The 12,193-nt window shown below is 33.3% G+C and carries 11 protein-coding genes and 1 tRNA gene; 7 read left to right on the forward strand and 5 right to left on the reverse strand.

Going from position 1 to position 12,193, the window contains the following annotated elements:
• Position 1: 1 nt before the first annotated feature.
• From lolA1 to FFWV33_RS16385, 5 genes are all read left to right on the forward strand, one after another.
• The gene (gene lolA1 / locus FFWV33_RS16365) at positions 2 to 646 is read left to right on the forward strand and encodes an outer membrane lipoprotein periplasmic chaperone LolA1 (protein WP_245891738.1); all 645 of its coding nucleotides are present in this window, start codon (positions 2 to 4) and stop codon (positions 644 to 646) included.
• Between the two features lie 9 nt (positions 647 to 655).
• Complete coding sequence (locus FFWV33_RS16370) at positions 656 to 2,104, forward strand: LptF/LptG family permease (RefSeq protein WP_108741892.1); 1,449 nt, start codon at positions 656 to 658, stop codon at positions 2,102 to 2,104.
• Positions 2,105 to 2,112: 8 nt separating this feature from the next.
• Positions 2,113 to 3,246 (forward strand): 3,4-dihydroxy-2-butanone-4-phosphate synthase, encoded by a 1,134-nt coding sequence (gene ribB, locus FFWV33_RS16375; RefSeq protein WP_108741893.1) that lies wholly within the window; start codon positions 2,113 to 2,115, stop codon positions 3,244 to 3,246.
• A gap of 157 nt (positions 3,247 to 3,403) precedes the next feature.
• A tRNA-Ser gene (locus FFWV33_RS16380) sits at positions 3,404 to 3,491 on the forward strand.
• 260 nt (positions 3,492 to 3,751) lie between these two features.
• On the forward strand, positions 3,752 to 4,972 hold the full coding sequence (locus FFWV33_RS16385) for a site-specific integrase (RefSeq protein WP_108741894.1): 1,221 nt from the start codon (positions 3,752 to 3,754) through the stop codon (positions 4,970 to 4,972).
• 77 nt (positions 4,973 to 5,049) lie between these two features.
• Here FFWV33_RS16385 and FFWV33_RS16390 read toward each other — a convergent pair whose 3' ends face one another.
• Positions 5,050 to 5,355: a MerR family transcriptional regulator gene (locus FFWV33_RS16390; protein ID WP_245891550.1), complete on the reverse strand. Its 306-nt coding sequence runs from the start codon at positions 5,353 to 5,355 to the stop codon at positions 5,050 to 5,052.
• 33 nt (positions 5,356 to 5,388) lie between these two features.
• Positions 5,389 to 5,832, reverse strand: coding sequence for a hypothetical protein (locus FFWV33_RS16395; RefSeq protein ID WP_108741895.1), 444 nt, complete (start codon positions 5,830 to 5,832; stop codon positions 5,389 to 5,391).
• Positions 5,833 to 6,768: 936 nt separating this feature from the next.
• On the opposite strand from FFWV33_RS16395, the gene FFWV33_RS16400 reads away from it, so the two are divergent.
• Together FFWV33_RS16400 and FFWV33_RS16405 are read left to right on the forward strand one after the other, a co-directional pair.
• Positions 6,769 to 7,161 carry a single-stranded DNA-binding protein gene (locus FFWV33_RS16400; RefSeq protein WP_108741896.1) on the forward strand — a complete coding sequence of 131 codons (393 nt, stop codon included), beginning with the start codon at positions 6,769 to 6,771 and terminating at the stop codon, positions 7,159 to 7,161.
• Positions 7,162 to 7,206: 45 nt separating this feature from the next.
• The gene (locus tag FFWV33_RS16405) at positions 7,207 to 8,274 is read left to right on the forward strand and encodes a DUF932 domain-containing protein (RefSeq protein ID WP_108741897.1); all 1,068 of its coding nucleotides are present in this window, start codon (positions 7,207 to 7,209) and stop codon (positions 8,272 to 8,274) included.
• A gap of 356 nt (positions 8,275 to 8,630) precedes the next feature.
• Here FFWV33_RS16405 and FFWV33_RS16415 read toward each other — a convergent pair whose 3' ends face one another.
• The 3 genes from FFWV33_RS16415 to FFWV33_RS16425 form a co-directional block, all read right to left on the reverse strand.
• Positions 8,631 to 10,346, reverse strand: a complete 1,716-nt coding sequence (locus FFWV33_RS16415) for a HAMP domain-containing sensor histidine kinase (protein ID WP_108741899.1) — start codon at positions 10,344 to 10,346, stop codon at positions 8,631 to 8,633.
• Positions 10,346 to 11,473: a histidine kinase gene (locus FFWV33_RS16420; RefSeq protein ID WP_108741900.1), complete on the reverse strand. Its 1,128-nt coding sequence runs from the start codon at positions 11,471 to 11,473 to the stop codon at positions 10,346 to 10,348. Before FFWV33_RS16420 ends, FFWV33_RS16415 begins: the two co-directional genes overlap by 1 nt.
• Before the next feature lie 134 nt (positions 11,474 to 11,607).
• The gene (locus FFWV33_RS16425) at positions 11,608 to 12,168 is read right to left on the reverse strand and encodes a potassium-transporting ATPase subunit C (protein WP_108741901.1); all 561 of its coding nucleotides are present in this window, start codon (positions 12,166 to 12,168) and stop codon (positions 11,608 to 11,610) included.
• Positions 12,169 to 12,193: the final 25 nt, after the last annotated feature.

The raw sequence follows: 12,193 nt of genomic DNA on the forward strand, positions 1-12,193 counted from the left end.
AATGTCAAAAAGAATTATTCCTATATTATTTACACTTTTTTTAAGCTTCAGTAGTCAAGCACAAGATGCCAAGGCTAAAGCTTTATTAAATGACGTTACTGCTAAGGTTAAAAGTTATTCGAATATCACTATCGATTTTCGATACAGCCTAAACAACGCGAAAGAAAACATAAATCAAGATAGCAAAGGAAACGTAACAATGAAAGGCAATCAATATGTATTGAATTTCATGGGTATCACAAAGATTTTTGACGGAAAGAAAACGTACACTATTGTCCCAGAAGATGAAGAGGTTACAATTTCCAACTTTAACGAAAAGGACGATAGTGCCATTACTCCTTCAAAAATGTTAACTTTCTTCAACAGCGGATACAAATACTCAATGAATATCCTTCAAGACGTACGAGGAAGAAAAATTCAGTACATCAAATTGGTACCTACAAATTCACGTGATCAACGTAAAGAAATCATGTTGGGAATTGATGTAAAAACAAAACACATTTATAACCTCATCGAAATTGGAAAAAATGGAACAAAAACAACATTAACCGTTAATTCTTTTAAAACCAATCAGCCTTTATCAAAAAATCAATTTACCTTTGCACAAAGTAAATACCCAAATTACTACATCAACAAATTAGATTAAACCAGGTTAGTGAAGATACTTGATAGATATTTATTAAAAACATTTTTGGTTACGTTTACCACGGTATTTGTAATCTTATTTTTCATATTCATCCTGCAAACCATTTGGCTATTTATTGCCGAGTTAGCAGGTAAAGATTTAGATGCCGGAATGGTACTTAAATTTATTACTTTTTCAATGCCTAGAATTGTACCCTTGGTACTACCCCTGTCGATTTTATTAGCATCGATCATGACTTTTGGTAATCTTGCTGAAAATTATGAATTCGCAGCCATGAAATCAGCAGGGATTTCTTTGCAAAGAGCCATTTTTCCTTTATCCATATCCATTGCCTTATTAAGCATTGTTGCATTTCTATTTGCCAATAATGTGATTCCGTATGCCGAATATAAATTCATCAATTTTCGAAAAAACATTGCGCAAGTACAACCTGCCCTTGCCATTACCGAAGGACAATTTAGCGATGTTGGACTGTATAATATTAAGGTAAACAAAAAATCTGGCGAAAACGGTAACGTATTAACAGGAATCACAATTCACAAAAAATCGACTACGGGTGATGGTAGTAAAACAGTAATCAAAGCCAAAGATGGTGAATTGATCAGTAGCGAAAAATCAAGTATCTTGAAGCTCGAATTGAACAATGGTAATTACTACGAGGACGTTACACCGAAGAAGTATGAAGATCGCGAAAAATTACCTTTCGCAAAAAGTTCTTTCAAAAAATACACCATCAACATTGATCTATCCGAATTAAACAAAGTAGACGTAGACGAAGAGAATATTTCGAACACGAATACCATGCTTAATGTCAATGAGTTAAATTACACCTTGGATTCTTTGCATAAAAGTTTTAAGAATGAGGTCATTTCGTTTTCGGAAAATATAAATATTCAAACCGGTTTCACCTCTTTCGTCAACGATCAAACACATAAGAAAGATACCATCAAGAAATTGAAAACGATTCCTAAAGACCTATTATCCATCTTTACAAAAAAGGAACAACAAGCAATACTAACCAATACTCTGAGTAATTTGGTTAGTACAGGTTACAATATAGACGCTACACAAGTCAACCTAGCGACCAAACAAAAAACAATCAACACACATTACTTAGCGCTTTATGACAAATTTGTCATTGCTTATGCTTGCTTTTTGATGTTTTTCATAGGAGCACCACTAGGCGCTATTATTCGAAAAGGAGGACTTGGATTACCAATCGTTTTTGCGGTATTCATCTTTATCACTTTCCATTTCATCAATACGTTTGGAAAAAGAATTTCGCAAGAAGATGGTCTTACCCCTTTTCTAGGTGCATGGATGTCCTCTATTGTATTGACACCACTAGCATTACTGCTCACTTATAGAGCAACAAATGACATTGGATTGATCAACTTGGATGTGATCTTTAGCCCAATCCAAAAATTATTTAAAAAATTAATAAAAAAACAAAAATAAACGCCACTATGGACTCAAATACTATTGTACTCAACACCATTGAAGAAGCTATCGAAGACATTCGTCAAGGAAAAGTAATCTTGGTTGTTGATGATGAAGACAGAGAAAATGAAGGTGATTTTCTAGCTGCTGCTGAGAAAGTCACTCCCGAAATGATCAACTTTATGGCGACACACGGGCGTGGATTAATATGCGCACCTTTGACAGAAAGCCGTTGTAAAGAACTTGGCCTACATGCGATGGTGACTAATAATACAGATCCAATGGAAACTGCTTTTACAGTATCTGTGGATTTAAAAGGAAATGGCGTTACTACAGGTATATCTGCAGGCGATCGCGCTAAAACGGTTATTGCATTAACTGAGAAAGGTACTAAACCGCATGATTTAGCACGCCCAGGACACATTTTTCCGCTTATCGCAAAAGAAGGTGGTGTTTTAAGAAGAACAGGCCACACTGAAGCTGCTATTGACTTTGCAAGGCTTGCTGGTTTTCAACCTGCCGGAGTTATTGTAGAAGTAATGAACGAAGATGGAACAATGGCACGTTTACCTCAATTGATTACCATTGCAGCAAAATTTGATATTAAAATTGTTTCTATCGAAGCTTTGGTTGCTTATAGAATGCAACACGATAGTTTAGTAGTTAAAAAAGAAGATTTTGAAATCAATACTCGTTTTGGATCTTTCCGCCTACGTGCTTACGAACAAATAACAAACAAACAGATTCATATTGCACTTACTAAAGGTACGTGGAACCTGGGTGAGCCTATTCTAACGAGAATTCACTCCTCACAAGTAAACAACGATCTACTAGGTACATTAACCAATAATGTAGACCAACAATTGGACGCAATGTTTAAAGTGATTAATGATCATGGTAAAGGTGCTGTAATTTTTATCAATCAAGATATGCAAGCTGTAAATCTATTGAGCAGAATTACAGAACTTAAATCAATACAAGCGGCTGGCGAAATGAAAGCACCAAAAATTGTTATTGATAGTAAAGACTTCGGAATTGGAGCACAGATATTACATGATATCGACATTTCAAAAATACGTTTAGTATCCAATTCGCAACAAGGACCACGCGTTGGAATGGTTGGATACGGCCTTGAAATAACAGAATACGTAAATTACTAAATTAGGACGCTATTGATTCTTCTTCTATAAAACAAAGAGAATGAATCATTTAAAAAATACTTTCAAGAACAGTCGAAATTTTTATTAAAATTGTTTTTGAAAACCAAAAAAGCTCCTTACATTTGCAGTCGCAATCAGATAATGATTGTCGCTCACTGGAGAAATGGCAGAGCGGTCGAATGCGGCAGTCTTGAAAACTGTTGACTGTCACAGGTCCGGGGGTTCGAATCCCTCTTTCTCCGCCAGACTAAGTTTCAAAAGAAACTTTATGAATCAAAAGCCTCTAAATGCTAGCATTTAGAGGCTTTTCTCTTTTATGTGAGATGTCAAAATACACCTGTAATGTCAAAGTACAGTTACCCTATTGGTTACCCTGTGCTTTTTTAAAGACTGTGAGATAAAATAGGGTAACTAAAAATTTCGAATTCCCTGGGAATTCCCTATGGACACTAGGTTCTTAAGTGGTTTTAAATCAATTTTAATTATTAATTTAAATTCACAAACCATGTTAAAAGTAAATTTTTACCTCAAAGCAGACAAAGCCAACAAAAGTGGACTTTCTCCTATTTTCGCTAAAGTAATCCTCAATAACAAATCCACAACAATAAGCACAGGAAAGATGATTAGCCGTGAAAGGTGGCAAGCAACGAACAACCTACGGACCTCCTTACGACTCGAAAATGAAAAAATAATCCGAAATGCACTGGAAATATTCAAATTAAATTTAGAACGTAGAGTGAATGATCTGTCGAAATTCGGATCAGAAGTTTCTCTAGAAATACTAAAGGCGGGATTACGAGGAAAATTACCACCTAAAAAAAAGTCAGTAGGAATTAAAGAAATTATTGAAAAACACAATGTGTATTTTAAGAAAAAAGCTGATGCCGGTGACCGAGCTCCAGCATCACTGCAAAAGTACGAACGTGCAAAAACACTGCTTTCCACATTTTTAAAAAAACATTATCAAAAAAATGAAATGGATCTCAACACAATCGACGAAGCATTTATCTTCTCTCTAGAATCTTTTCTTCGGTATGATAGTGAATTTAAAGGTGTCGTAGGAATAAAGAATAATTCAGTTGTAAAGTACATGAGGATGTTTAAAACCGCTTGTAAACATGCTATTAGGACAGGATCAATTGAGAAAAACCCCTTTGACGTTTATGAAGGTAAGCTTAAAGTTTGTGATTCCGTATTTCTCACTCAGGAAGAATTGAATGCAATAGAATCAAAAGAGTTTGGCACCGAACGCCTGCAAAGAGTTAAGGATATATTCCTATTTAGCTGTTATACAGGATACGCACCTACAGATGCAACCTCACTTAATGAAACAAACATTATTAAAGATTCATCTGATAGTCTTTGGATAATGACCAAACGGGCAAAAACAGACATCAGAGCAAACGTTCCATTATTGCCACCAGCTATCAAAATAATCGATAAATACCGAGGAAAGCAAACGGCATTACTTCCATCAATATCTAATCAAAAAAGGAATGCCTATCTAAAAGAAATTGGTGATGTTTGCAACGTCCAAAAAAAACTAACATGGTATGTAGCCAGACATACCTTCGCAACAACGGTTACCCTTGGAAATGGAGTTCGCATTGAAAATGTATCCGCAATGATGGGACACACCAACATTAAACAAACCCAACATTATGCAAAAGTCATGGATCAGAACGTTTTACATGACATGGAAATACTTAAAGGTATCTACCAATAATAACGTAAAAAATAAAGAAGCCACAAAAAATATATCTTGTGGCTTTTTCATTAAATACAAATAGGATAAGTTTTAAATTATCCGTTTGTGCTTTCCTTGAGGCTTCTCTCAATCTTGGCTGCATCATATAAGAATATGTCCCCCATCTTTGTAAAAGGTAGGATACCTGTCTGACGATACTTGATTATGGTATTACTAGAAAGTCCAAATATGTTTTTTAGATCCTCATTTCTATAATACTTTGGAAAATTGTTCTTCTTATTTGTATCTATCTTGGAATCAATTTCATCAATCTTCAAATATAGCGGGGAAAGAGCTTTTTTTAATACTAAAACCAATTGTTCAAATTGCATTTCTTTTTCATCAATTTCTTTTCTTTCCATGGCTGTCAGATTTTAATAATTTAATTGTAAATACTATGTCCTATTAAGTTTTTCCTTCTTTGAATTTAACAATCTAATAAACTTTTCAAGATAGCGGATTTGTTTTTCCTTATAGGTAAATCCTCTACATTCCGAAAAATGCCTACTTGTACCCATTATATTATGCTGCACCTTCCCTTCTCCAGAGTAGGTAAAATGTCGCTCAATAAAATATTGAAATTGGCTTCTGTTCTTTTTCTCATCTATGTTATCAAAAAACCATATCCCTTCCTCCATCAAAATATGAAAAAGATAAATCAGTTCCCCTTTTTGCAAATTTGAACTGCATTTGGTATTTGTAGAACTTTCTACACCAATTGCCAGACTTCTACACCTACCTCCTTTACCAAGCAAAAATTCCTCAATACGAGTTATCCTCTCATTTAGAATCTGCATCTCGTATGGAGCTTCATCATTGTCGCTTATTTTATTTTTCATGATTTCTTGATATTATGGAAATAACAAATACAATCCTGTTTATCTTGTAAACACTTTAATTTTATAAAAATAGATTAAGCTCATAATATTCAGCTCAGTTAAAATTTGTTTGTCAGCACAAAATCATATAATATTAGACTAGTAAAACTCTCCATTTCAAGGTTAATATTAAAATTAGTCTAAACTATTATTAGTAATAACAAGTGTCACTATTTGGTCGTTTTTGGCATCAAAATGCTATCTATAAACTAAGAAACGGATAAACAATATATTAAAAATTTCGGCTAAAATTAGTTTCGAAATAAAATGAGCTTTTCCATAATTTTCCTTTTTTAACCCATTCAGATCCTCAAAGCACATTTATACCTTCGCTATGCTTCAGTATAAAAGAGCTTTAAGGATACTCAATAAAAAAATCTTAAAAATTAAAGCCACTAACTACGCATAATTTTCAAGATCCTTTTCCATGGCTTATTTAGCCATAATATTACTTCAAACTATAAGCTGATTAGTACCATCAAACAGTACTTTTAGTCGAGTACCTTCTTTCTTTACCATCACACATAATACACAGGACAACCTTGCTTCCATCCTATCTGTATTCAAAAGCCAGTATGCTAATTGTCCCATTTCAAGAGCAAAGGTATACTAGTGTTTTTAACGCAAAAAAAAGGTCTTGCCCTACGGGTTTATCAAAAAATCTCCATCCGCCGCGACGAATAGTATTTATTTGATAAAACCTTGTTTTTGCTAAACACTAACCTTTTATGCTCTCGAAACGAAACATAGCATACTCCGACTCTTTGGACGAATAAAAAAAATGTCAACAATGAAATGTAGTACTATTTATATTGGATTTAGAGTGAAACAAAACAGCTCCTCCTCTCATTACCGAATAAATTAATTTAAAAAAAATAACCCTAAAAACGGAAAATCATGAACATCCTCGGAAGATTAACAAAGGATGCGGAAATACACAGAACCCCGCAAGACAAACAAGTAGTAAATTTTTCAGTGGCTATCAATGATAGCTACAGAAATAAGCAAGGCGAACGCATAGAGCAAACAAGCTATTTTGATTGCTCCTACTGGAGAAGTCCAAATATTGCAAAAATACTAAACAAAGGCGCTTTAGTTGAGCTTACAGGCAGAGTAAGTGCAAGAGCCTGGACAGCTATTAACGGAGAATTAAAATCAAGTTTGAATTTTCATACATCGACTATAAAATTGTACGGAGGTAGCAAGAAAATTGAATTTAAACAAGGAATTACAAAACAGAATAATACAAAGATCATCACACCAGAACCTGTTGAGGATTTACCCTTTTAACACTAAGTATTTAATCATTTTTTCAACTTTTAAAACTTTAATATTATGGCACACAATTTAAATTTCAATGAAAGAACGGGACGCTATTCATTTTTTAGCGTACAACAAAAAGCTTGGCACGGCTTAGGGCAAATAGTAACAGACTATCCGACAAGTGCAGAAGCAATTAAACACGCAGGACTTGACTATGAAGTGATAAAAAGTCCTCTTTATTCCAAGGTATCAAACGTAATTGATTCTAATGACAGTATATCAATTAGAGACAATGAACTAAAAGTGCCTAATTATTTTGCTACTACCCGTACTGATAACAATACTGTTTTGGGTGTAGTCGGTAAAGAGTATCATATTGTACAAAATTGTGAAGCATTTAGTTTCTTTGATGCTATTGTAGGTGGTACAGATGGAATTATGTACGAGACTGCAGGCGCATTAGGTAATGGAGAACGCATTTTTATTACAGCAAAATTACCTAACTATATTCGTGTTGGTAATGGTGATGATATTACAGAAAAATATATTTTTCTCACTACTTCGCATGATGGTAGCGGCAGTATTACTGCAGCTTTTACACCTGTTAGAATTGTTTGCCAAAATACACTAAATGCTTCTCTTCGAAATATGAGTAATGTGGTGAGAATTCGTCACACTTCAGGAGCAAAACAACGTTTGGAAAATGCGCACAAAGTAATGGGATTAGCAAACGAATTTAGCAATCAATTAGAGGGTATTTTTAATAATTGGGCAAAAGTAAAAGTGAATGATAATGAGGTTAAGAAAATGATACAATTCGCACTATGCCCTAATAAGGAAACCTTACAGTATCTCAAAACTGGAAATGATGCTGAATTGTCCACCGTATTTAAAAACACGGTTGAAGATGCTTTTGCCTATGCTATGACAAGCGACTCACAACAAATGAACACCACAAAAGGAACTTTGTTTGGAGCTTACAACGCTGTAACAGGATACTATCAAAATGTGCGAAGCTATAAGGACAATGAAGCAAAATTGCAATCTATTATTTTGGGAGGTACTGCACAATTAAAATCTCAAAAGGCATTTGAAATCTGTACAAATTTTCAAAATATGGGTACCAATTGCTTTAATTAATATTCCCTTTTAAAACTATAGACGGCCCACTTTGATAGTGGCCGTCTATTTTTATTTGTCTAATTTTTTTGTTTTACTAAATACATTTGTTGCAATTTCGAACTTCAAAAAGACCTTCCCTTCCAAATGGTCGGGAAAGTCTTTTTGAAGAAACTAGTTGAACCACTTCAGAAAAAAGTAATCAGTACGCAACGCTTCCTTCTATTTTTTCTGAAAAGGTTCGAGTTAAATGATAGGATATTCTTTATCCTATTTATTTTAGTTGATTTTTTTTTTTCAAAAGCTAAAGTTATAATTACAATTTTAAACTTTAAACTATTTAAATTAAACAACTTATATATTTTAATTTAGTACAACTAAAGCAAGTTCATCACTATACTAAAAGTACTCCCAAAACCAAGTTCGCTGTCCACTGTGATCTTTCCTTGTTGTGCTTCGATGAATTCTTTACTGATTGCTAATCCCAAGCCAGTTCCAGATTTACTACTTCCTGGTATTTGAAAATACTTATCAAAAACTCTATTTTTATATCTAGAATCAATTCCTTTGCCTGTATCGATAACTTTGAATATAACTTGATCAACTGATTTTCTTACTTGTACAATAATTTTACTTTCTGTAGTAGAATAAGTAATGGCATTGGTTAAAAAATTGATTAATACCCAGGACGTTTTTTCACTATCTGCATTTATAAACGGTAAATTTTCTTCTTCATCAAGAACAATTTCAATTTGTTTATTTTCTGCTTGCATTTTTACAGCTTCAACAGCATAGTGAACTATTGAATAAGGACTTGTTTTCTCAATTTTCAAATTTATTTTTCCAGTTTCTAACTGTGAAATATCTAACAGCTCTCCCGTTAATTTAAGTAGTCTTTCACTATCCTCTTTTATACTGTCTAAGAGTTGCTTTTGCTCCTTGTTAATTGCTCCTGTTACTTCTTTTTCTAAAAGCTGTAAACTAAATTTTATAGAGGATATAGGCGTTTTTAGTTCATGTGATACGGTCGCTATAAAGTTGGTCTTAGCAAAATCTAATTCTTTGAAAAAAGTGACATTTCTTAGAATAATTACATTTCCAATAGCGATCTCTTTCTCCTCCCCTGTTGGCGTAATCGTAATATCGACCACTTCTTTTTCGAAATAGCTTTCTCTATCATCAGCAAAAATTTTTATTGGTAATACCTTTTCATTAATTTCTGAGGTGATTAGCATTCGTATTAAATCATTATTTACAGCCAAAGAACCTACATTTTTACCTACAACCTCACCTTGTTTTAAGCCAAATATAGCCAAAGCTTCATCATTAACAAATAATATAGTATTGCTCGTGTCTAATCCTATAATAGGATCATGCATTTTGTTAATTAATGTTTCTAATCTTTTCTTTTCGAAAGACAAACTATACAAATTGCTGTTGTTATACTCTTCTAACTTTTCGGCCATCACGTTAAAGGAACGAGCCAAGTCACCAAATTCATTGTGTTGTAAAAAATGTACCCTTTCTGAGTAGTTTTTATTGGCTATTTCTTGAATACTCGTTGTTAATTCTTTGATGGGATTAGCGATATTATTGGGTAAATTCACTAATAAGTTAAAGGCTATCAGGAAACACAAAGTTCCCAATATCATGATATAAAAATTTGCTGTTTCGGCAGTCTTCTGAGCGATATCGCTCTTTAGTTTTATGGCATCGGTATTCAGTTTCATGATCTGTAAAATTGCATCATTCATCTCCGCTTTAGCTTCAGCTGATCCATTTTCCTCCTTTAATGATTGAAAAGCTGTTTTAAGCTTATTGGTCATATTCGCTTCGTTTTTCTCCGTAATATTCAGAAGCTGTAAATCTAAATTTTTACCAAAAATCACAATAGCATCCGTATTATTCTCACCAATGCCCTCCATTGCCATTAACATATTCCTAGAATACTCTAAGGAATCATAATTGGCTTTAAGGATATTTTGGGTATCTTGTTTTATCGAATTGATATAATAGACACTAACAACTGAAAGTAAAATTATTAATGCAAATAATAAGCCTACACTTAAGTTTAATTTAGTTTTAATTCTCATTAGGATAAAATTATAAGGTCGACATTTGATGAAGCCAACTTATTTAATAATTTATTAAATATACTTGAAGACAAAATTACTTTAAATAAATTGAAATGTGGTTTTCCTATGCAAACCGTTGTAATCTGTTTTTGCTCTACTACTTCGAGAATAGCATCGGTAATTTTATTGCTTTCTTTTTTAATTACTTCGGCGCCTAATTGAGTTGCTAATTTTAAATTATTTATAAGATAGCGCTGCTTAGCAAGCGGAATTCTAATACTACTTTCTTTTGGTGTTTGCACATACAAAACCATCCACTTACTATTGTAATAACTTGCTAAACGCGCCGTTTTTCTGATAACAATTTTAGCCGTTTTGTCGTTACTACTAATACAAGCCAATAATTTATCTTGTCTAAAATTGGTATTTCTAGGCTTTTCATGCTCTACTTTTCGCACTACTTGACTCGCAACTTCTTTAAGTGCTAATTCACGTAATTGAAGAATCTGATCTGACTTAAAAAAATTAGTCAGAGCCAATTGTATTTTGTTCTCCGTATAAATTTTCCCTTCCTTTAATCTGTTTATCAATTCCTCTGCGGTTAGATCAATATTGACTACTTCATCTGCCATACTTAAAACCTTATCGGGTACCCGCTCTTGCACTTCAACGCCAGTCACCTCCTTGACAACGTTATTTAAACTTTCTATATGTTGAATGTTTACAGCAGAAATAACGTTAATACCAGCTTCTAAAACTTCCAAAATATCCTGCCACCGTTTTTCATTTTTACTACCCTGAATATTAGAGTGTGCTAGTTCATCTATAATTACGACCTCTGGCCTCAGATTAATTATTGCTTGAACATCTAGTTCCTCTAGTTCTTTACCTTTATAGAAAATTGTTCGCCTTGGTATTATAGGCAAACCAGTTAGTAATTCCTGAGTTTCTTTTCTAGCATGTGTCTCTATATAACCTATTTTGACATCAATTCCTTTTTTTAATAAAGAGTGAGCTTCTTGTAGCATTCTATACGTTTTACCTACTCCGGCACTCATACCAATGTAGATTTTAAACTTTCCTTTTCTGGATTTTTGAATCAAATCCAAAAAATACTGTGCATTATTCTGTCTTTCTTGTTCCATATTCGTTTTAATGCTTCAAATGATTTGAGCTGCTATCCTTTTTATTTTTTAGTAATGATTCATCTTTTGGATTGTACAATTCTCTTTTACAGAGATTTTGGTACCCCAATCAATTAGAGATAATGCCGCTGCTATTATTTATTTAATTTGTCTAGTTCTGAATTCAGCATCACTATGTTAATAGTTTTAGGCCCTAGACATGTAATTAATCTTTTTTCGGTATGGTCTACAATGATAGAGTCAATAATTTTTGTCACAATATTTCTAGCTCTCGCAATTCGTACCACTTGTTTTTTTGCACAATCTATAGTAATATTTGGATTCATAAACCTAGATTCGGTCGCGATAGATTGTGATTTTCCTTTTCTATGCAGCGTTAATTTTTTTTCAGAAATTAGTTTTTCTTTTACTGTAACGGGATAAAACAGTTCTGAATGCTGCACTACTTTACTGCTATCTATAATCCCTACTTCATCAACCACGTCACACAAAGCAGTATTCCTAAAATAGATGTCATCACTGTATTTCTTTTCTAGTGTAGGAGCGGTAATTTCACCTCCATGAATCGAATGAGGTTCTGATGAAGATTTGACTATTTTTTTTTTCTGACATCCTAAAAAGAGTACTAAACTTGCTATTCCAGCAACTAGTACACTCAGAAATGTACTCCTTTGTTTTAAAATTATTGTTTTCATAATAATTATTATATTTAGACAACAG

The organism is Flavobacterium faecale (assembly GCF_003076455.1).
In the GTDB taxonomy this organism is placed as follows: domain Bacteria; phylum Bacteroidota; class Bacteroidia; order Flavobacteriales; family Flavobacteriaceae; genus Flavobacterium; species Flavobacterium faecale.

Excerpts from the sequence above, each read along its gene's own strand:
- lolA1 (WP_245891738.1), top strand. The coding sequence starts at position 2 with ATGTCAAAAAGAATTATTCCTATATTATTTACACTTTTTTTAAGCTTC.
- ribB (WP_108741893.1), top strand. The coding sequence starts at position 2,113 with ATGGACTCAAATACTATTGTACTCAACACCATTGAAGAAGCTATCGAA.
- FFWV33_RS16385 (WP_108741894.1), top strand. The coding sequence starts at position 3,752 with ATGTTAAAAGTAAATTTTTACCTCAAAGCAGACAAAGCCAACAAAAGT.
- FFWV33_RS16390 (WP_245891550.1), bottom strand. The coding sequence starts at position 5,355 with ATGGAAAGAAAAGAAATTGATGAAAAAGAAATGCAATTTGAACAATTG.
- FFWV33_RS16395 (WP_108741895.1), bottom strand. The coding sequence starts at position 5,832 with ATGAAAAATAAAATAAGCGACAATGATGAAGCTCCATACGAGATGCAG.
- FFWV33_RS16400 (WP_108741896.1), top strand. The coding sequence starts at position 6,769 with ATGAACATCCTCGGAAGATTAACAAAGGATGCGGAAATACACAGAACC.
- FFWV33_RS16405 (WP_108741897.1), top strand. The coding sequence starts at position 7,207 with ATGGCACACAATTTAAATTTCAATGAAAGAACGGGACGCTATTCATTT.
- FFWV33_RS16415 (WP_108741899.1), bottom strand. The coding sequence starts at position 10,346 with ATGAGAATTAAAACTAAATTAAACTTAAGTGTAGGCTTATTATTTGCA.
- FFWV33_RS16420 (WP_108741900.1), bottom strand. The coding sequence starts at position 11,473 with ATGGAACAAGAAAGACAGAATAATGCACAGTATTTTTTGGATTTGATT.
- FFWV33_RS16425 (WP_108741901.1), bottom strand. The coding sequence starts at position 12,168 with ATGAAAACAATAATTTTAAAACAAAGGAGTACATTTCTGAGTGTACTA.